Source organism: Labrys sp. E2SS-1L (assembly GCF_057073705.1).
In genome coordinates, this window is sequence record NZ_CP172712.1 from 2,225,554 (window position 1) to 2,244,224 (window position 18,671).

The 18,671-nt window shown below is 62.5% G+C and carries 19 protein-coding genes and 1 riboswitch; of the genes, 8 read left to right on the forward strand and 11 right to left on the reverse strand.

The genetic code is table 11. The features are described from left to right. The first annotated feature begins 73 nt into the window (after positions 1-73). The 6 genes from ACIGJE_RS10290 to ACIGJE_RS10315 all read left to right on the forward strand — a co-directional run bounded on the left by ACIGJE_RS10290 (position 74) and on the right by ACIGJE_RS10315 (position 6,594). Positions 74-1,582: a polyamine aminopropyltransferase gene (locus ACIGJE_RS10290; RefSeq protein ID WP_367624230.1), complete on the forward strand. Its 1,509-nt coding sequence runs from the start codon at positions 74-76 to the stop codon at positions 1,580-1,582. Positions 1,583-1,687: 105 nt separating this feature from the next. Beyond that, positions 1,688-3,340, forward strand: coding sequence for an FAD-dependent oxidoreductase (locus tag ACIGJE_RS10295; protein ID WP_415080467.1), 1,653 nt, complete (start codon positions 1,688-1,690; stop codon positions 3,338-3,340). Positions 3,341-3,366: 26 nt separating this feature from the next. Further along, positions 3,367-3,774, forward strand: coding sequence for an adenosylmethionine decarboxylase (gene speD / locus ACIGJE_RS10300; protein WP_311933796.1), 408 nt, complete (start codon positions 3,367-3,369; stop codon positions 3,772-3,774). 59 nt (positions 3,775-3,833) lie between these two features. Then, the gene (locus tag ACIGJE_RS10305) at positions 3,834-4,223 is read left to right on the forward strand and encodes a GntR family transcriptional regulator (RefSeq protein ID WP_311933793.1); all 390 of its coding nucleotides are present in this window, start codon (positions 3,834-3,836) and stop codon (positions 4,221-4,223) included. Continuing rightward, complete coding sequence (locus tag ACIGJE_RS10310) at positions 4,220-5,113, forward strand: ABC transporter ATP-binding protein (RefSeq protein ID WP_415080468.1); 894 nt, start codon at positions 4,220-4,222, stop codon at positions 5,111-5,113. Before ACIGJE_RS10305 ends, ACIGJE_RS10310 begins: the two co-directional genes overlap by 4 nt. After that, positions 5,110-6,594 (forward strand): hypothetical protein, encoded by a 1,485-nt coding sequence (locus ACIGJE_RS10315; RefSeq protein ID WP_415080469.1) that lies wholly within the window; start codon positions 5,110-5,112, stop codon positions 6,592-6,594. The genes ACIGJE_RS10310 and ACIGJE_RS10315 overlap by 4 nt, the downstream gene beginning before the upstream one ends. A gap of 109 nt (positions 6,595-6,703) precedes the next feature. Here ACIGJE_RS10315 and ACIGJE_RS10320 read toward each other — a convergent pair whose 3' ends face one another. The 8 genes from ACIGJE_RS10320 to ctrA form a co-directional block, all read right to left on the reverse strand. Then, positions 6,704-7,105: a hypothetical protein gene (locus ACIGJE_RS10320; RefSeq protein WP_311933786.1), complete on the reverse strand. Its 402-nt coding sequence runs from the start codon at positions 7,103-7,105 to the stop codon at positions 6,704-6,706. 59 nt (positions 7,106-7,164) lie between these two features. Beyond that, positions 7,165-8,730, reverse strand: a complete 1,566-nt coding sequence (gene gcvPB, locus ACIGJE_RS10325) for an aminomethyl-transferring glycine dehydrogenase subunit GcvPB (protein ID WP_483679993.1) — start codon at positions 8,728-8,730, stop codon at positions 7,165-7,167. Beyond that, on the reverse strand, positions 8,730-10,070 hold the full coding sequence (gene gcvPA, locus ACIGJE_RS10330) for an aminomethyl-transferring glycine dehydrogenase subunit GcvPA (RefSeq protein ID WP_311933782.1): 1,341 nt from the start codon (positions 10,068-10,070) through the stop codon (positions 8,730-8,732). Before gcvPA ends, gcvPB begins: the two co-directional genes overlap by 1 nt. A 3-nt stretch (positions 10,071-10,073) precedes the next feature. Continuing rightward, the gene (gene gcvH / locus ACIGJE_RS10335; protein WP_394310420.1) at positions 10,074-10,445 is read right to left on the reverse strand and encodes a glycine cleavage system protein GcvH; all 372 of its coding nucleotides are present in this window, start codon (positions 10,443-10,445) and stop codon (positions 10,074-10,076) included. Positions 10,446-10,692: 247 nt separating this feature from the next. Next, positions 10,693-11,844 carry a glycine cleavage system aminomethyltransferase GcvT gene (gene gcvT, locus ACIGJE_RS10340; RefSeq protein ID WP_415080471.1) on the reverse strand — a complete coding sequence of 384 codons (1,152 nt, stop codon included), beginning with the start codon at positions 11,842-11,844 and terminating at the stop codon, positions 10,693-10,695. Positions 11,845-12,001: 157 nt separating this feature from the next. Beyond that, positions 12,002-12,107: riboswitch (glycine riboswitch) on the reverse strand. 92 nt (positions 12,108-12,199) lie between these two features. Next, entirely contained in the window at positions 12,200-12,790 is a 591-nt protein-coding gene (locus ACIGJE_RS10345) for a hypothetical protein (protein WP_311933778.1), read from the reverse strand. A 96-nt stretch (positions 12,791-12,886) separates the two neighbouring features. Next, the gene (locus ACIGJE_RS10350) at positions 12,887-13,669 is read right to left on the reverse strand and encodes a 5'-methylthioadenosine/adenosylhomocysteine nucleosidase (protein ID WP_311933776.1); all 783 of its coding nucleotides are present in this window, start codon (positions 13,667-13,669) and stop codon (positions 12,887-12,889) included. 165 nt (positions 13,670-13,834) lie between these two features. After that, the gene (ctrA, locus tag ACIGJE_RS10355; protein ID WP_105861513.1) at positions 13,835-14,536 is read right to left on the reverse strand and encodes a response regulator transcription factor CtrA; all 702 of its coding nucleotides are present in this window, start codon (positions 14,534-14,536) and stop codon (positions 13,835-13,837) included. 854 nt (positions 14,537-15,390) lie between these two features. On the opposite strand from ctrA, the gene fliJ reads away from it, so the two are divergent. Further along, positions 15,391-15,750 carry a flagellar export protein FliJ gene (fliJ, locus tag ACIGJE_RS10360; RefSeq protein WP_105861515.1) on the forward strand — a complete coding sequence of 120 codons (360 nt, stop codon included), beginning with the start codon at positions 15,391-15,393 and terminating at the stop codon, positions 15,748-15,750. 157 nt (positions 15,751-15,907) lie between these two features. Here fliJ and ACIGJE_RS10365 read toward each other — a convergent pair whose 3' ends face one another. Genes ACIGJE_RS10365 through chpT form a run of 3 tightly spaced genes read right to left on the reverse strand, consistent with a single transcriptional unit; the run spans position 15,908 to position 17,301 of the window. Continuing rightward, positions 15,908-16,210, reverse strand: a complete 303-nt coding sequence (locus ACIGJE_RS10365) for a hypothetical protein (RefSeq protein WP_311933774.1) — start codon at positions 16,208-16,210, stop codon at positions 15,908-15,910. Positions 16,211-16,265: 55 nt separating this feature from the next. Next, positions 16,266-16,646, reverse strand: a complete 381-nt coding sequence (locus tag ACIGJE_RS10370) for a RidA family protein (protein ID WP_311933773.1) — start codon at positions 16,644-16,646, stop codon at positions 16,266-16,268. A gap of 10 nt (positions 16,647-16,656) precedes the next feature. After that, positions 16,657-17,301, reverse strand: coding sequence for a histidine phosphotransferase ChpT (gene chpT / locus ACIGJE_RS10375; protein ID WP_311933772.1), 645 nt, complete (start codon positions 17,299-17,301; stop codon positions 16,657-16,659). A gap of 246 nt (positions 17,302-17,547) precedes the next feature. Between chpT and cysQ the strand changes: the two genes are divergently transcribed. Further along, positions 17,548-18,354 (forward strand): 3'(2'),5'-bisphosphate nucleotidase CysQ, encoded by an 807-nt coding sequence (cysQ, locus tag ACIGJE_RS10380; protein ID WP_311933770.1) that lies wholly within the window; start codon positions 17,548-17,550, stop codon positions 18,352-18,354. Positions 18,355-18,671: the final 317 nt, after the last annotated feature.

Consider the following 18,671-nt stretch of genomic DNA (forward strand, 5'->3'; position numbering starts at 1 on the left):
TAGAAAGAGCAGGCGAGACGCCTGCGGTCCGAGGAAGAAGCAGTCTCAACGCAGATTGGTGTAAGGCGCGTACGTGGAAATCCTGCTGCTCTTCTCCGCCTTCGTGATCGCGACCTGCGGGCTGATCTACGAGCTGATCGCCGGCACGCTGGCGAGCTATCTCCTTGGCGATTCCGTCACGCAGTTCTCCACCATCATCGGCACCTATCTCTTCGCCATGGGCGTGGGCTCCTGGCTGTCACGCTATCTCGAGCGCGACCTTCTCGGCCATTTCGTCCGCATCGAGCTGCTGGTCGGGGCGGTCGGCGGCAGTTCGGCCGCTGCCCTCTTCATCCTGTTCGACCATGTCGCCTCCTTCCGCCTCTGGCTCTACTCCCTGGTCGGGGTCATCGGCATCCTGGTCGGCATCGAAATCCCGCTGCTGCTGCGCATCCTGGAAGGACGGCTTGCCTTCAAGGACCTGGTCTCCAAGGTCTTCACCTTCGACTATATCGGTGCGCTCTTCGCCTCCCTGCTGTTTCCGCTGGTGCTGGTGCCCTATCTCGGCCTGATCCGCTCGGCCTTCCTGTTCGGCATCCTCAATACGCTGGTGGCGATCTGGGTGCTCTACGCCATCAAGGCGCCCATCCTCCGCCGCGGCGCGCACAAGGCCGCCGCCTTCGTGGTCCTGGCCGCGCTCGGTGCCGGCTTCGTCTGGTCCGAGCGCATCCAGTCGATTGCGGAGGCGAGCGCCTATCCGGGCACGGTTGTTTACGCCGAATCCACGCCCTATCAGCGCATCGTGGTCACGCGCCAGCAGCGCGACATCCGCCTCTTCCTCAATTCGAACCTGCAATTCTCCTCGCTCGACGAATATCGCTACCACGAGGCCCTGGTGCATCCGGTGATGAGCGCCCTCAAGGCCCCGCGCAGGGTGCTGATCATCGGCGGCGGCGACGGGCTGGCCCTGCGGGAGGTCCTGAAATACCCGGCGGTCGAAGCGGTCACCATGGTCGATCTCGATCCGGCCGTGACGCGCCTGTTCTCGCACAACGAGATGATGACGGGTCTCAATGGCGGCTCGTTGTCCTCGCCCAAGCTGACCCTCATCAACGCCGACGCCTTCCTCTGGCTGCGTGAACAGAAGCCTGCCGAGATGCGCTTCGACGCCGTGATCATCGACCTGCCCGATCCGTCCAATTTCTCGATCGGCAAGCTCTATTCGCTCACCTTCTACCGCCTCCTGAAGTCGGCGGTGAACCAGGACGGCCTGGTGGTGATCCAGAGCACCTCGCCTCTGGTCGCGCGCAAATCCTTCTGGTGCGTCAACAACACGCTGGCAGCGGCCGGCTTCCAGACCGCGGCCTATCACCTCTTCGTGCCGTCCTTCGGGGAATGGGGCTTCATCATCGGCTCCTTCTCACCCTATCGCCCGCCGGACCGCCTGCCTGAGGGGCTGCGCTTCCTTGATCTGCCGACCATGCAGGCGATGTTCCAGTTCCCGCCCGACATGGCCCATGTCGCCACCGCCATCCAGCGCCTCGATGACCAGCCGCTGGTGCGCTATTTCGACGAGGAGTGGGGCAATTACCTCATTTATTGAGATATGGTGTGCCAGTCTTCTCAGCCCCATCGAGGGATGGGGCGGGACCGGTATCCTGGCAGTGGTTCCATGCCGGTCTGAAGACCGGCACACCATGGCGCTGCCATGACCCGGATCAGCCGCAAGCAATTCCTCGCTTTGGGGGCCGCCTCGCTCGGCCTGGCCGGCGCCGGGCTGGTGGGCGGAGACTTGCTGGCGGGCAAGGGGGTGCCGGGCGGCGGCGAGGGCGGTTCCGTGCCCGGGGATCTGGTGGGCGCGTCTTCCCGCATCGGTCACAGGCTGCGGAGCGGCGGCTTCCCGGCGCCGGGAGAGACGCTGAAAACCGGCATCCTCGTCGTCGGTGGCGGCATAGCGGGCCTCGGCGCGGGCTATCGTCTCGCCAAGGCGGGCTATGACGATTTCCTGCTGCTCGACCTCGAGGCTGCTCCCGGCGGCAATGCCGCCAGCGGCCGCAACGAGGTCTGTGCCTTTCCCTGGGGCGCCCACTACGTGCCGCTGCTCACCGAGGAGGCCAGGGCGGTCAGGGCGCTGTTCCAGGATTTCGGCATCATCACCGGCTACGACGCCAAGGGCACGGCCATCTATGACGAATACGCCCTCTGTGCGGATCCTTCGGAGCGGCTCTATCGCTATGGACGCTGGCAGGAAGGCCTGATGCCTGCCATCGGCCTCGATGCCGACGAGGAGGCCGACGGCAAGCGTTTCTTTGCGGCGATGAAGGCGTTTCGCCAGCGCATTGGCAGCGACGGCCGGCGCGCCTTCGCCATTCCGCTCGACCTGAGCTCGCAGGACGCCGATCTGATGGCGCTCGATGGCCTCACCATGGCGGCCTGGATGGAGTGGGAGGGTTATCGCTCGCCGTCCCTGGCCTGGTATGTCGACTATTGCTGCCGCGACGACTACGGCACGCGCTCGCGCGATGTCTCGGCCTGGGCCGGCATCCATTATTTCGCTGCCCGCAATGGCCGTGGCGCCGATGCCGAGGACCAGGGCCTGGTGACCTGGCCGGAGGGCAATGGCTATCTGGCGCGCCGCCTCGCCGATGCGCTCGGCCCGCGCATAAGGACGCGTTCGCTCGCCCATGCCGTCGAAGCGAAAGGCAATGGGGTGGCCGTCGACGTCTGGGACGCGGCTGAAGACAAGGCCCTCCGCATCGAGGCGAAGGCGGCCATCCTGGCGACGCCGCATTTCGTCACGGCGCGGCTGCTGCGCGACCAGAACCTTGCCGCCGGTTTCTCCTACGCGCCCTGGGCCGTCGCCAACATCACGCTGAGCCGCCTGCCCGGCGGCACCGGCGCCAATCTGAGCTGGGACAATGTCGTCTTCGACAGCCCCTTGCTCGGCTATGTCGTCGCCACCCACCAGATCACGCAGATGCGCCCGACCAGGACGGTGCTGACCTATTATTGGCCGATCAGCCACCTGCCGCCCGAGGACGCCCGCCGCGAGGCGCTCGCCCGCTCCCTGGAAGAATGGCAGGCGACCTTCCTGAAGGAACTCCTGGCCGTGCATCCCGAACTCGAAGGCCATGTCGAGCGGGCCGATGTCTGGGTCTGGGGCCATGCCATGATCCGGCCGGTGCCGGGCTTCATCTGGGGCGGCCAGCGGCGGGCCGGGCTGCAGCAGCGGCCGCCCATCTTCACCGCCCATTCCGACATGAGCGGCGTTTCCATCTTCGAGGAAGCCTATACGCATGGCGTGCGTGCGGCGGAGAAGGCCATGGCCTATAGTGGCCATCCTTTCGAAACGGTGCTGTGATGGCGCGGGCAGATCAGGGAAAGCCATTGGCAGCGCAAGCACAAATCTCGGGAGCCGAGCCGGCTCCGCTGATAGATGGGGCCTCCGCCCAGGCCCAGGCCTTTGCCCCCGGCCTGCATCTGCTCATCGATTTCTGGGACTGCCGGGGCCTCACCGATGCCGCGGGCATCGAGCATACCTTGCGCGAGGCCGCGGCCGCCTGCGGCGCCACGGTGCTCGGTGTCAAGCTGCACGGTTTCGGCGACACCGGCGGCCTCACCGGCGTCGCTTTGCTCGCCGAATCCCATATCAGCATCCACACCTGGCCCGAGACAGGCTATGCCGCCCTCGACATCTTCATGTGCGGGCGCTGCGATCCCCGCCGGGCCCTGCCGGTACTGGAAGCTCATTTCGCGCCGAGGCGGGTGAAGGTGAGCGAGCACAACAGGGGCTGAGGCTACCGTTCCTTTTCATGGCGATTGCATGCCGCAAGTGTATTGCTATATTGATACACATGGACGCTTCCGACCTCACCATATTGCCCGGTGCCGCCGAGCCGATCTATCGGCAGATCGCCGGTCAGTTGCGCCGGATGATCGTGAGCGGCCAACTGCAGAAGGGCGCGTCGTTACCCTCCGTCCGGGACGTCGCGGCCTTTCACGCCATCAATCCGATGACGGTGTCGCGTGCCTATTCACTGCTGGAAACCGAAGGGCATCTCGAGCGCCTGCAGGGGCGCGGCATGATCGTCGCGTCGTCGTCCCGGCGTGCCGCCTCGCTCGATCAACGCCTGGGGCTGATCGAACCTCATCTTGTGGAAATGGCGCGTCAGGCGCGCGAACTAGAATTGCCCGGCGACGTCATCTTGCGCCGGCTCGCTGCCTTGCTGGAGGGGAAGGAATGACGGGTTTTGCGTCGATACAGTCGATCCCGGCAGCGACGCCGATACGAGCGGCCGGGCTGAGCAAGTTCTACGGTACGCAGCAGGCCCTTAGCAATGTCGGCCTGCGCATAGAGCCCGGCGAGATCGTCGGGCTCGTCGGGCGAAACGGCGCCGGCAAGTCGACGCTGATCCGGGCCTTGCTTGGCCTGATCGAGGTCGAGGCCGGCATGTCCTGGGTCCTCGGCGAAGCGGCACTGACGATGGGCGACGATGTCAAGGCACGTCTGGCCTATGTTTCACAGACCCCGACTGCACTCGAATGGATGTCGGTCAAGCAGATGATGCACTTCATCGCTCGGCTCTATCCGAGGTTGGATCGAGACTATGTGAACGAGGAACTGAGGCGTGCCCAAATCCCGATTGATCGCAAGCTCTCGGCACTTTCGCCGGGAGAACGTCAACAGGTCGAACTGGTGCGGGCCCTGGCCACCCGTCCAGAGCTTCTGGTCTTGGACGAGCCCGCCTCCGCGCTCGATCCCGCGGCCCGCCGGGACCTTTTGCGCGACATCGTGGGCCGCGCCGGTGAAGGCGGAACAACCGTGCTGTTCTCGACGCATATCGTGTCGGATCTCGAACGTGTGGCGTCGCGTATTTTGTTCCTGCATCAAGGGCGTCTCATCCTGGATGCTCCGGTGGACGATCTCAAGGAATGCGTGGCCCAGGTGGTCGTGCCGTCCCATGCACTGTCGGAAAGCTCCATGGTAGGAGAGCTTCATCGTCGAATTCTGGCCGATGGCGCCATCTCGCTGGTGCTTCGGCGCTCGCCCGCCGAAGACTGGCCCGATTTCGCTCGCCGGGCGGGTGTCAGAGCGCTCGGCATCGAGGATCTCTTCGTGGAGATTGCGCAATGAAGCGGGAGCAGATCTGGCTGAGATCGACGCTGGGGTGCGACCCCACGCTCGGATGCACTTGCCTATTCTGGTTTGTGGCGACCTTCCTCCTGTCCCCATTACTCAGCTTTGGCGATCATGCCTCTGCGCGCATCGTCTTGATTTATCTCGGTTGTTCTGCTGCGTGCTGGTTCTATGCCTTGGAAGCGACCCGTCGCCGCGCGGAAGTAGCGGCTGCCCTCCTCGTTCCTCGCCTCGGCCGCTATGCCGTCGAGGGACTCCTTCTTTTCGCAGCAGCCCAGATCATAGTGCCATCGTTGATCATCGGGCTGGCCCGACGCTCGCCGATCGAGGGACTGGTTTCATGCGCCATCCAGATCAGCGTTATCATGGGAGGATTGATCGCCTTGCGAATGAACCCCAGCAATATGGGGCGATTGCAGGGGTACGGATGGCTTTTCTTCTACATCGCGATAATACTGTTGGGACTAGAAGAGGCGATGTGGGGCGCGAGGATTCCCCATTTCTTCGGATGGGGCGTGACGGTGCTGACAGCATGCCTCATTGCCGCGGCCGCCTGGTTCTACAGGCCCGTCTTGCTGCCCTCAAAACGCGATCCTTCAGTGGCAGCCGAGCATAAAGTAGATACCGTCGTCCGAGCGATAGGGTATATTTTTGTAAATAAACGTCAATTTAGTAAAAATAACGCAACAGTTTATTCTGAAATTACGAGTGTTTTCGGCGGAGATAATTCAGAGTTGAATTCAATTTCAGGGTCAGAGGCATTGCGTTGTCTTTTGTGGAAGGATCTGGAAAACGGTTTTCGATGGTCGCATGTGATGAAGGAGTTTCTGCAGCGTCTGGTGGTCCTCGGACTGATCGGCGGCGTTCTTATAGGTTTTCAGTATCTCTTCGGTGGGGGGATAAAACAGCCTCCGAATCTCATATGGCTCTTTCTCGCCATGTTGAATTCAACCACATTGGAGCAGGCCAAGAAGATTTGGAATTTCAATCATCACGTATCGGCCGATCGCGAGTTGGCCGCAATGGCGCCGGGGTTTGGGGCGGGATATGCGCTAAAGGTCAGATTTCTGAGAGCTGCTATTTCGCCTTCCATTCAGACTCTGATTTTGGACATAGCAAGCATGAATATTTGTGTAATTGTTATGTCTTTTGTATACAAGGACATAATCAAATATGATTCTATATTTTCAATTTTAGTAATTAACGCGACAATGGTTATTTATAATTCCGTGAGAATTCGCATTATGCTGAAAACATTACTTGGCATGTGGGATCCGAATAAGCATGAGGGAGCGTTTCTTAATTTTGTTTCGATACCCTTTGTGCTTCTTATGATGGCGGCATTGGAAATGCCAGGATCGTTCACGGCGGTCATGGCAGGTATTTGCATGTTGGCGGTGTTATATATTACCAAAACAATACGAGATGATTTGCGTGTATATTTTAACTATCCTCATCCATTCTTACCGAGGCATTGACATTGGTGGGGCGGAATAGCCGCTGTCAAAATGTGAATAATTAACGGGTCGCTTCTTGGCGAGACCATATTGACCAAGCGTATATATCGTTCGAGCATATTTTTGGCTGTCACCCCTCCTCCACGCCCATGTCGGCATCGGTGAGATAGACTGTCTCGACCGTCCCCGATGGATGCACGCAATACCAGCTATAGGGGTTCAATTCCTCGTCGGTGATGATCGAGCGGCAGTTCGCGGCTTTCGAAAAATAGATGGCGAAGCGCCGCTCCTCTTCGAGCGAGTCCGGGCCGGGCTGCCAGACTTCGATCAAGAGCGGATAGGTTTCGCTCAGGGGCCGCACGACGACATGGACGTCGAGCGGCGTGTCGCTACCCGCTCCCCAGCTCTCAATCATCTCGTCCTTGGACCTGAAATAGGCGATCGCCCGCTCAGGCCCGAAATAGTGCCGGATGGCGCCTTGGATCGTCTCGATATCGAGGTGGCGGTCGATGAAGAGCTGGAAGAAGCCCATGCCTTGCCCGGTGATGTGAAAATCCCGCCGAGCTTGTGCCCGGCGGGCATGATCGTTTTCTATTCCGCTGCGTCCTTGATCGGCTCCGGGGGCGTCCAGCGCAGCACGGGCTGGCGGGCGGCACGGGTTTCGTCCAGGCGCCGGCGCGGGGCGTGGTAGGGGGCACCGGAGAAGCGCTCGGTCTCGCCACGTTTGGCCGACAGGGCAAGGTCGCGCAGCGTGGCGATGAAGAGGTCGAGCGAGGCCTTGGATTCGCTCTCCGTCGGCTCGATCAGCATGGCGCCATGCACCACGAGGGGGAAATACATCGTCATCGGATGATAGCCCTCGTCGATCATCGCCTTGGCGAAATCGAGCGTGGTCACGCCGGTATCCTTGAGCCAGGTGTCGTCGAACAGCGCCTCGTGCATGCAGGGCTGGTCGCCGAAGGGGGCCGACATCAGATCAGCCAGGCCGGCGCGGATATAGTTGGCGGAGAGCACCGCATCCTCCGAGGCCTGCCGCATGCCGTCGGTGCCATGCGAGAGCATGTAGGTCAGCGCCCGTGTGAACATGCCCATCTGGCCGTGGAAGGCGGTGAGGCGGCCGAAGGGCGTCTCGCCATTCATCACTTCTTCGGCCCGTTCGACCAGCACGCGGGCATTGACGACATAGGGGAACGGCGCAAAGGGCGCGAGCTTGTCGGAGAGCACCACCGGTCCCGCGCCCGGCCCGCCGCCGCCGTGGGGCGTCGAGAAGGTCTTGTGCAAATTGATGTGCATGGCATCGACGCCGAGATCGCCGGGGCGGACCTTGCCGACGATGGCGTTGAAATTGGCGCCGTCGCAGTAGAAATAGGCGCCGGCCTGATGCACCACATCGGCGATGGCGCGCACGTCCCGTTCGAATAGCCCGCAGGTGTTGGGGTTGGTCAGCATGATCGCGGCGACATGCGGCCCCAGCGCCTTCTTGATCTCGGCCGGATCGACGGTGCCGTCTGCGCGCACGGGGATCGATGCCACCGTGAAGCCGATCAGGGCCGCGGTGGCCGGATTGGTGCCATGGGCCGAGTCGGGCACCAGCACGACCTTACGCGTCTCGCCTTCGCCCCTGGCCGCGATGGCCGCCTTGATTGCCATCATGCCGCAGAGCTCGCCATGCGCGCCGGCCTTCGGGCTCATCGCCACCGCCGGCATGCCGGTGAGGGTCTTGAGGTAATGGGCGAGATGATCGATCACAGCCAGAGCGCCGGGCACGGTCGAGATCGGCTGCAGCGGATGGATGTCGGCAAAGCCCGGCAGCCGCGCCACCTTCTCGTTGAGGCGCGGATTGTGCTTCATGGTGCAGGAGCCGAGCGGGAAAAGCCCGGTGTCGATGCCGAAGTTCTTCTGGCTCAGGCGCACGAAATGGCGCATCGCCTCCGGTTCGGCGAAGCCGGGCAGGCCGATCGGATCCTTGCGTTCGAAGGCACCGAGCCTCGGCTCGAAATCCTCGACCTCTTCGACGTCGACGCCGGTCACGTCGATGCGACCGATCTCGAACAGCAAGGCTTCCTCGATGATGAGGGCGCGATTGCCGGTAAAGGTGGGATTGATGGCCTCCGCCCCGTCTCCTGGGGAGGAGGGACGTCCCTGACGGTTCAGCATCAGACCAGCTCCTTCAGGGCGTTCACGAGGGCGGTGCGATCCTCGTCGGTGTTCACTTCGGTGGAGGCAATGATCAGGAGATCCTTCAGCTCGGCATTGGGCGACAGGCGCGAATAGGGCACGCCCCCCAGGATGCCCCGGGCTGCCAGCTTCTCCAGCAGCGAGGCGGCACTGCCTGATACCCGGATGGTGAACTCGTTGAAGAAGCTCTTCTGGATGATCTCGATACCATCAACCTTGGCCAGCATGTCGGCCAGCTTCACCGCATTGGCATGGTTGACGCGGGCGAGCCTGCGTAGGCCCTTCTCGCCGAGCAGTGCCATGTGGATGGTGAAGGCCAGCACGCACAGGCCCGAATTGGTGCAGATGTTCGAGGTCGCCTTGTCGCGGCGGATATGCTGCTCGCGCGTGGAGAGCGTCAGCACGAAACCGCGCCGGCCCTCGGCGTCCACCGTCTGGCCGCACAGGCGCCCCGGCATCTGGCGCACATATTTCTGGCGCGTGGCGAACAGGCCGACATAGGGCCCGCCATAATTGAGGGCATTGCCGATGGACTGGCCTTCACCGACCACGATATCGGCGCCCATTTCGCCCGGCGACTTGACGAGGCCGAGCGAGACCGCCTCGGTGAACACCGCGATCAGCAGGGCGCCGGCCTTGTGGCAGGCCTGTGCGATCGGGGTGAGATCGCGCAGATTGCCGAAGACGTCGGGGTTCTGCACCACCACGCAGGAGGTTTCGCCGTCGATCTCGGCGATCAGATTCTCGCTGCCGTCCACATCGGCGGGCATGGCCACCTCATGGTGGCCGGCCATCTTCGAGATGGTATGCACCACGTCGGTATAATGCGGATGCAGGCCGCCGGAGAGGACCGCCTTGGAGCGTCGGGTGATGCGATGGGCCATCAGCACGGCCTCGGCCGTGCCGGTCGAGCCGTCATACATCGAAGCATTGGCGACTTCCATGCCGGTCAGCAGCGCGACCTGGGTCTGGAATTCGTAGAGATATTGCAGCGTGCCCTGGGCGATCTCGGGCTGATAGGGCGTGTAGGAGGTGAGGAATTCCGAGCGCTGGATCAGATGGTCGACGGTCGCCGGCACATGATGCTTGTAGGCGCCGGCCCCGACGAAGAACGGCACCGAGGACGCCGTCACATTGCGCGAGGCGAAGGCGGTCATGATCTTCTCGACCGCCATTTCGCTCTTGGCATTCGGTAGCACCGGCGGCGCCTTCAGGAGCTTGTCGGCGGGGACGGCGGCGAAGAGATCGTCGATGCCGTTGACGCCGATCTTCGCCAGCATGGCGCTGCGATCCTCGGCGGTCAGGGGTAGATAGCGCATGGATCAGGCTCCGATATGGGCCTTGTAGGCCGCATCGTCCATGAGGGCGTCGAGTTCGGCCGGGTTGGAGAGCTTGATCTTGATGAACCAGCCCTTGCCGAGCGGATCCTCGTTCACGGTGGAAGGCTGATCGGGCAGGGCCTCGTTCACTTCCAGCACCTCGCCGGATACCGGCGCATAGACCTCGCTGGCGGCCTTCACCGATTCCACCACCGCGGCTTCGTCGCCCTGCTTGAGCACCTTGCCGGCGGCGGGAAGCTCGATGAACACCACGTCGCCGAGCTGCGACTGGGCGTAGTCGGTGATGCCGATCGTGGCGACGTCGCCCTCGACGGACACATATTCGTGGTCGCTGGTGAATTTGATCGTCGGCATAGGACTGTCCTCTGGTGGGATCGATTGACAGGAACTAGGAAAGAAAATCGATGAATTCGGCATGGAGTGCGTCGCGCAGCCCCTCACCCGTACCCACTCCCCGCAAATGCGGGGCGAGGGGACGTTGGCGCATTTCATCCTTCTGCACCGTTGATATCTTGCGCGACGCCCAACACACCCCTCGCCCCGTTCTTACGGGGAGAGGGTGCGGGTGAGGGGCAGCGCAGCCGGTCACGTTGAAATCCCTCTACGATCTATGGAAACGGTGCGGGGCGAAGGGGAGCGGCACGACCTCGATCGGCACGTCCTTGCCGCGCAATTCGACGGTGAGGCCGGTACCTACGGCCGACAAAGCAGGGGGCACGTAGCCGATGGCGATGGGCCCGCCCACGGTGGGGCCGAAGCCGCCCGAGGTGACGACGCCGATGGTCTCGCCGGTCTGATTCTTCAAGGCCGCGCCTTCGCGCACGGGCGCGCGGCCCTCCGGCTTGAGACCGACGCGGATGCGAGCGGGGCCTTCCGCGATTTCGCGCTGGATGCGGGACGCACCGGGAAAGCCGCCCTGTTCGCGCCGGCGCTTCTGGATCGACCAGATCAGGCCAGCCTCGATCGGCGAGATGGTCGGATCGAGCTCATGGCCATAGAGGCACAGGCCCGCCTCCAGGCGCAGTGAATCGCGGGCGCCAAGGCCGATCGGCTTGACCCGTTCGTCGGCGAGGAGCGTGCGCCAGAGTGCAACGGCCTTGTCGTTGTGTACCGAGATCTCATAGCCGTCCTCGCCGGTATAGCCCGAGCGCGAGAGGCCGACCGCAATGCCGTCGAAGGTCGAGCGATGGGAAGCCATGAAGGGCATGGCTGCAGCGTCCGGGCAATGATCGGCCAGCACGGCGGCAGCGAGAGGCCCCTGCAGCGCGAGCAGGGCGTAGTCCGCGGCAACGACCAACTGGGCGCTGTCGCCGAGCTGGTCGCGCAACAGGGCAAAATCGGCGTCCTTGCAGCCGGCATTGACCACCAAAGCGAGCTTGCCGTCTTCGGCGGGGTCGGTCGAGCGCGCCACCATCAAATCGTCGAGCGTGCCGCCTTCGTCGTTCAGGAACTGGGTATAGCGCTGGCGGCCGGGGGCGAGATTGAGAATATCGGCCGGCACCAGGGTTTCCAGGGCTGCAGCGACGGCCTCATGGCTGTCGGCGATGAGATAGGCCTGCCCCATATGCGATACGTCGAACAGGCCGGCGGCGTTGCGCGTGTGGTTGTGCTCGGCGATGATTCCGGTGGGGTACTGGACCGGCATGTCGTAGCCGGCAAACGGTACCATGCGCGCGCCGAGGGCGACATGCTCGGCATGAAGGGGTGTCTTCAGGAGCGTTTGCTGATCTGGACTTGCGGCAGGCTCGGCCATGGGTACTCCGGCAAAAGGGTGCACGCCGGACGGATGTCCGGTTGTGCCCCCTCTGTCGCGGTTACCTGAGAGATTTCGCGATTCCGCACCCTGGGGAACCACTTACGCCCTTCGGTGAGCCCGAATGCTCGCACATTCGTGCCGCTTTCCAGAGTTTCGTTCCCCCGCGGTCCGGGTGCCTGAGAGTTTCCGGGGCGGTTGCTCCTTCGGCGCCGGTCCGTGATTCTCAAGAGAATCAGACCGAGCTCTTCCGCGGGGATCGGCCGAATGCCGGGAAGCTATCCCTGGCCTCACCTGTCGTCAACCCAACAGAATGAGGCGCGATGGGAAAAGGTCAGAGGAATATAAGACCGGCTCAGCCCCGGCGCTTTTTCTTGGTGACAGTGCCGCCCTTGCCGTCGAAACCGACCACGATGTCATAGGAACTGAGCGGCTGCTCAAGGCCGATGGTGATCGGTGCCGAGGTGTCGACCACCCGGAAACTGCCCGGACCGCCGCCAGGCGTTGCCGCGGCGGAGACGCGGATCACCTTGGTGTAGACGGGCTTCTCGTCGCGGTCGCGGATGGTGATACGCACTGGCGCCGAATAGCCACCGCCGCCGGACGAAGCGACGTGACCCTCCACGCCGACCTTGATGGTGACGGTATTGCCGCTGGCGAGATCGCACTCACGGGCGAAGTTGGTGATCGAGAATTGCGCACTGGGGGGACCGTAGGCCGCCGCGCCGGTGGGAATGTTGATCTGCGGGCACTCGGTGTCGGGGTCGAAATCCACCCGCAGTGGGGCCTGGGATGCGGTCTGCGTGGGTGTCGCCGTTTCCGTCGGCGTGCCATAGACACCGGTAATCATGCTGCTGGTGCAGCCGCCGAGAAGGAGCGCCGGGGCGACCACACCTGCCAACAGGGCGCTACGAGCCGCCCAGACGCCATACTGACTGCCAACCATCGTCACGCTCCGCTGAATGCACGGCGTCCTTATAGCATGCCGTTCAGCTTCGGCCAGTCCGCCGCGGGCCCGCTATGCACAGGCCCTTTGAACCAGTCACCAGTCGGTGCGCTGCAGGAAGCGCCGCAGGATGTGGTGGGAGTAGAAACTGGCGACCGTAGCGAGGAAGGCTGGGAAATCGACATGGGCATTGTCATCGGCGCTGTCGGAGATGGTGCGCAGCACGGCGCAGGGAACGCCGTAGTCATGGCAGATCTGCGCCACGGCTCCGCTTTCCATCTCGATGGCAAAGGCGTCCGGAATGTCGTTTCGCAGGGCCGAGACCGCCGCGTGACCGTTGACGAACTGATCGCCGCTGATGATCAGGCCACGATGCAGGCGGGGAGCAGCGAGAGCGAAGCGTTCGCGGATCTCGGCGGAAAGCTGCGGCAGATCCTCGGCCAGGAAGGCCTCGATCGCTCCCGACAGGCTGTTGCTGATGGCCGCATTGGCGCTAAAGCGGGATATGCCTGTCAGGGGCACCTCGTAGCGCGGGAAGATCGGCCGCGCGTCGAGATCGTGCTGGAGCATGGCGTCGGCCACCACGATATCGCCGACCTTCACCGATCGGGCCGCGCCGCCGGCCACGCCGACATTGAGAATGGCGCCGACCTGGTAGGTATGGATGAGGCCGGCAGCGGCGGTGGCGGCTGCGACCTTACCGACCCGCGAGAGCGTCAGCACGCAGGGGCGGCCGAAGAGATGGCCGCTGTGATAGTCCCTGCCGCCGATGCGCTGCGTCTGCGTGGCGCCATCCTGCTTCATCAGGGCGAAAAGCGCTTCGGCCTCCTGGGCGAGCGGGACGAGAATGCCGAGGGGGGCGGTAGAAGAAACTGTCATGGGGACTTCCGGGGCGGGGCGGTTCAGCGAAGGCGGGAACGGACACCATAGGCCATTCGTTCATCGCCTTGATGTCAAGCCATTCCAAGGTGGTTGCCGGCCTTGCAAAAAGAAAGGCCGGGACTGAGCCCGGCCATCTCATCTCGTTCGTGGGGTTGCGCAGCGTCAGACCGCGATGCGCTCTTCGATCTCGTTGGGCTCGCGCAGCACATAGCCGCGGCCCCAGACGGTCTCGATGTAATTGGTGCCGTTGGTGGCGTTGGCCAGCTTCTTGCGCAGCTTGCAAATGAAGACGTCGATGATCTTCAGTTCCGGCTCGTCCATGCCGCCATAGAGATGGTTGAGGAACATCTCCTTGGTCAGCGTGGTGCCCTTGCGCAGCGAGAGCAACTCGAGCATCTGATATTCCTTGCCAGTCAGATGCACGCGCGAACCATGGACCTCGACCGTCTTGGTGTCGAGATTGACCACGAGGTCGCCGGTGGCGATCACCGACTGGGCATGGCCCTTGGAGCGGCGAACGATGGCGTGGATGCGGGCAACCAGCTCATCCTTGTGGAAAGGCTTGGTCAGGTAGTCGTCGGCGCCGAAGCCGAGGCCCTTCACCTTGTCCTCTATGCCGGCGAGGCCTGACAGAATCAGGATCGGAGTCTTGACCTTGGCCACCCTGAGGGAGCGCAGGACCTCGTAGCCCGACATGTCGGGGAGGTTCAGGTCGAGTAGAATGATGTCGTAATCATAGAGCTTGCCGAGATCGACACCTTCTTCGCCCAGATCCGTCGTGTAGACGTTGAAACTCTCTGACTTGAGCATCAGCTCAATGCTTTGCGCCGTGGCGCTATCGTCTTCGACAAGAAGTACGCGCATCTCAATCCCCCACTGCGGCCTCGGAGGGTCGACCGCCGTCGCGAATGCGCAGACGGCACGGTGAAGTCACCTCGTCGATGATCAACCGCGACGCTACGCAGGCATGGTTAACAAATTGTGATTCTCTCATGCAAGCGAAACTTGAAAACAAGGTCCAAAACTCCCTGTAACACATTGCCTGAAAGACAGATTCGGTGAGCGACAAGCGTCAACATTCACATGAAGAAACTCGCCTAAGCGATTCAACCGACTCACCCATTCGCCGCAGAATTTCGACAAACGTGGCGGTGAGTTCGTTGACCGTTGTTAGGGATCATTAACGAGGCAGGTAAATTAATGGTTACCGTCGGGGCAGCTTCTTAGGGATTCAGAGCGAATCAACAGCTTTCCTCGATCGTGCCGCCCGTGCAGTGGGAGCGGTGCCTGCTTCATCGGCGACGAAAGCGGCTGGACGCTTCACGGTGGAGCCGCGTCATCGAATCCGCCTGCTTCTTCAAGCTGTTAGAAACAAGTGAACGCAGTATTAATTTTGCTGTCCCCGCCTTCTTTGAAGCATAGCTGGGGTCGGATTCGGTAGTCGCGCTGCAACCTTTGGTCCCCAGGATAAATCTTAAGAAAAGAGGCGGGGGCATGGAGAAATGGTGTGCCGACTTGGTAAATCATGGCGTGCGATTTTCTTGACGGTCGACTGTCCCGCCTTGGTTCGCGGCTTTTTTGCGGCGAGTAAGGAAGAATTCACGTCCATGCCGGATGGTGTGGGTCTTCGCTGGGCCGATGGGTCTGGCGATCCGATTGTGCGGCCTGTCCCCCATGGTAGGGGCGGCGGGCCGATGCGGCTGATGGAGTAGTGAGTAATGAAGTCGCGCGATACCCTTATTCGTCTCAAGCGCTTCCAGGCAGATGAGAGACGCCGCCAGGTCATCCAGATCGAAACCATGGTGGCCGAGTTCGAACGCATGGCGGGTGAACTCGACCGCGAAATCAAGGCCGAGGAAGCCAAGGCCGGCATCACCGATCCGAGCCATTTCGCCTATCCGACCTATGCCCGCGCAGCTACGGCACGCAGGGATAATCTGCGGGGTTCGGCCGACGATCTGAAGATCAAGCTGGAAGATGCCCGAAGTGCGCTCGCCGATGCCCTGGACGATCTGAAGATGGTCGAGACCCTCGACGATCGCGAAAAGGCCAGCGAGCGCAGCATCGCTGCCCAATAGAGCAAAGCGCGTTCAAGACTGGACGGTTGTTTGCTCTAATTCTTTTTTCGACGCGCCTTTGCGATTCCAGGTGACTCCGCCAAATCGCAAAACGCCATAGAAGTCGAGGTGGGCAAATCCCAGCCAGCCTCGGATTTGGAGACTGCAGGGCCGCCGTTCACTGCTTGGGCGTCGGCGGCTTGGTGCTGGTGCAGCGCAAATCCTTGCGCACGCAGGAGATGCCCGGGGTCGAACACATCGGCTTGCCATTCACCACCGCGCAGATGATGCATTCGTCGGTGATCTCCGTGCAATCGGGATTGCCGGCGACGAAGGACAGCACGCGGTCGTCGGGTGCGATGGGCTGGGAGGGAGCAGGAGGCTCCGGCGGCTTGGCTTGGCTGTCCTGCGCTTGCGACCACTCCTGGCCGACAGTCAGTATGGCGCTAGCCAGACACAGGCGGATCAGCACGCTGCGCATTGAGGCACACTCCCTGCAATCGGCCTTCAAAACAAAGACTTAAAGCAAAATACCGTCAGCCGCGGAACGCGGTGACCTCGATCTCGACTTTGATCTCGGGCTTGATCAGGTCGCAGATCAGCATGGTGGCCGCAGGTCGAATCTCCCCAAAGACCCGGCCGGTGACCGCCATCACGGTCTCCACATGGTCGGTGCTGGTCACATAATAGGTCGCACGTACCACCTGGCTCATGGCAAAACCACCCTCGACCAGCGCCTTTTCGATGGTCGCAAGCGTATTCTCGGTCTGGGCGGCAACGTCGTCAGGCAACGTCATGCTGGCATAGTCATAGCCGGTGGTGCCCGAGACGAAGCACCAGTCGCCTTGCACCACGGCGCGGGAATAGCCGGCGCTGCGTTCGAGCGGGGACCCGGTCGAGATCAGTTTGCGGGGCATGGATGCTTCCTCACACAGGCGCAGCGGTGATGCGCACGCCGCCATCGATCGTCTCGATGGCCACGGACATGCCGGCGGCACGGGCAATCAGCCCGGTGTAATAGGGCTGGATCAGGTGGCTATCGAGCGTGCCGTTTTCGGGCTCGCCCGCCAGAAGGCTGATCAGCCCGGGCGGAATGCGCGAATTGCCGCCAAGCGAGACGACCTCGAAGGTCGGCGCCTCGGGATCGCCGGTGACCTTGGCATTGATCGAGCCGCCACGCGGAATGGTCGTGGTGGCGACCACGAGCAGGTTCAGCAAGAGCTTGACCTTGTTCTTGGGCATGAACTGGCGCGGCGCCGACCAGCTCAGCGTCACCTTCTCGTCCTGGATGAAGCCGCGGGCGACGTTCTCGGCATCGCCGAGGTCGATCGAGGCCCCGGCCGAGCCGGCGGCGCCGAAGGCGATCCGCGCAAACTGCAGGCGGGCCGAGGCGTTCCGGGAGCTCTTCTTGATCAGGTCGAGAGCAAAAGCCTTCATCGAGGCATCGTCCTCGTCCTCGAGGACTTCGAGCCCGTTGACGATAGCGCCCACCGGATTGATCACGTCATGGCAGACGCGAGAGCAGAGCAGGGCGGCCAGATCAAGCGCATCGAGTTGAAAACCAGCGGTCATCGCAGCACCCAGAATAATTCAGGAGAGAAAGGCAAATCGGAAGAGAATCAGGTCTCGAGAACCTGTTTTTCAGATAGACTCTGCGGCGCGGGATGTGAAGGCGCGAGGTGCCAGCATGTCCGTTCCGCCCTGATTGCAACCCTGAGGCGCGCTGGCGAAGGGGGTGCAAAAATGAGCGGCAGACCCAATATTCTTGCGGTACGACGCCAATCAGGACTAAACAGGCCGCTGCTATCGGAGGCCCTTTTGACCCAGACCGCTCAGACTTCACCCTCGCCCCTTTCCAGCCCGGACGCGATTGCGCATGCCTTTGCCGAGATCGCCCGTGAGGCGGGCGCCGCGATCATGCAAGTCTATGCCAAGGGATGCGACGCCCGCATCAAGGACGACCGCTCGCCGGTGACGGAGGCGGACGAAGTGGCGGAGGCGATCATTCTGCGGCGGCTGGCGGATGTCATGCCCGACGTGCCGGTGGTGGCGGAAGAGTGCGCCGCCAAGGGGGTGATTCCGGATGTCGGCAGGCGCTTCATCCTGGTCGATCCGCTCGATGGCACCAAGGAATTCCTCAACCGCAACGGCGAGTTCACCGTCAACATCGCCCTGATCGAAGATGGCAGGCCCGTTGCCGGTTGTGTGTTCGCACCGGCGGTCGACACGCTTTACGCGGGCGGTGATACCGCCTGGCGCGTGCGGGACGGCGCCGAAGAGACGATCTCGACGCGGGCTTACCCCGTCGAGGGGCTGACGGCGCTGTGCAGCCGTTCTCATCCCGACGCCAAGAGCGAAGCCTTTCTGGCCGAATATGCCATTGCGGACCGGCGCGAAGCCGGGTCCTCCTTGAAGTTCTGCCGAGTGGCGGAAGGTGTCGCCGATGTCTATCCGCGCTTCGGGCCGACCATGGAATGGGATGTCGCGGCCGGTCATGCCGTGCTCTCCGCCGCGGGCGGGCAGGTGCTGATGCCCGATGGCGAAGACTTTCTCTATGGCAAGGCCGCTGCCGGCTTCCGCAATGTCGCCTTCGTTGCCTGGGGCCAGGACGCTCCTCGAAGATAACCATGGTCAGGGCCTTGCCTGGTGCTTCGGCCCGATGCCGAGCCGCCGCCTTGCAGCGCCCGCTCCCTTGCCTCAATCCCGCGCAGATGCGGCCATGTTTCCGGGCGTTTTGCCTGCTGGAATCATGTGGTCGTATCGCCAAGGCCTCTTGTGACCCGGTGGCCTCACCGGGACCCGCGCGGACGCGTCGAAACGAAGAACGAGGGCAAGGAGAGCAGCCATTCGGATGCACTTTGCTCTTGGAAGCAATTTGTTAACGCTGATAGGCCACAAAATAGGGCTCACAGAGGCCCAAAACAGGGCTTACAGAGGCCTAA

What these genes read in the sequence shown, in the direction of transcription:
- ACIGJE_RS10295 (WP_415080467.1), top strand. Translation starts at nt 1,688, where the DNA reads ATGACCCGGATCAGCCGCAAGCAATTCCTCGCTTTGGGGGCCGCCTCG.
- ACIGJE_RS10305 (WP_311933793.1), top strand. Translation starts at nt 3,834, where the DNA reads ATGGACGCTTCCGACCTCACCATATTGCCCGGTGCCGCCGAGCCGATC.
- ACIGJE_RS10310 (WP_415080468.1), top strand. Translation starts at nt 4,220, where the DNA reads ATGACGGGTTTTGCGTCGATACAGTCGATCCCGGCAGCGACGCCGATA.
- ACIGJE_RS10315 (WP_415080469.1), top strand. Translation starts at nt 5,110, where the DNA reads ATGAAGCGGGAGCAGATCTGGCTGAGATCGACGCTGGGGTGCGACCCC.
- ACIGJE_RS10320 (WP_311933786.1), bottom strand. Translation starts at nt 7,105, where the DNA reads ATGGGCTTCTTCCAGCTCTTCATCGACCGCCACCTCGATATCGAGACG.
- gcvPB (WP_483679993.1), bottom strand. Translation starts at nt 8,730, where the DNA reads ATGCTGAACCGTCAGGGACGTCCCTCCTCCCCAGGAGACGGGGCGGAG.
- gcvPA (WP_311933782.1), bottom strand. Translation starts at nt 10,070, where the DNA reads ATGCGCTATCTACCCCTGACCGCCGAGGATCGCAGCGCCATGCTGGCG.
- gcvH (WP_394310420.1), bottom strand. Translation starts at nt 10,445, where the DNA reads ATGCCGACGATCAAATTCACCAGCGACCACGAATATGTGTCCGTCGAG.
- gcvT (WP_415080471.1), bottom strand. Translation starts at nt 11,844, where the DNA reads ATGGCCGAGCCTGCCGCAAGTCCAGATCAGCAAACGCTCCTGAAGACA.
- ACIGJE_RS10345 (WP_311933778.1), bottom strand. Translation starts at nt 12,790, where the DNA reads ATGGTTGGCAGTCAGTATGGCGTCTGGGCGGCTCGTAGCGCCCTGTTG.
- ACIGJE_RS10350 (WP_311933776.1), bottom strand. Translation starts at nt 13,669, where the DNA reads ATGACAGTTTCTTCTACCGCCCCCCTCGGCATTCTCGTCCCGCTCGCC.
- ctrA (WP_105861513.1), bottom strand. Translation starts at nt 14,536, where the DNA reads ATGCGCGTACTTCTTGTCGAAGACGATAGCGCCACGGCGCAAAGCATT.
- fliJ (WP_105861515.1), top strand. Translation starts at nt 15,391, where the DNA reads ATGAAGTCGCGCGATACCCTTATTCGTCTCAAGCGCTTCCAGGCAGAT.
- ACIGJE_RS10365 (WP_311933774.1), bottom strand. Translation starts at nt 16,210, where the DNA reads ATGCGCAGCGTGCTGATCCGCCTGTGTCTGGCTAGCGCCATACTGACT.
- ACIGJE_RS10370 (WP_311933773.1), bottom strand. Translation starts at nt 16,646, where the DNA reads ATGCCCCGCAAACTGATCTCGACCGGGTCCCCGCTCGAACGCAGCGCC.
- chpT (WP_311933772.1), bottom strand. Translation starts at nt 17,301, where the DNA reads ATGACCGCTGGTTTTCAACTCGATGCGCTTGATCTGGCCGCCCTGCTC.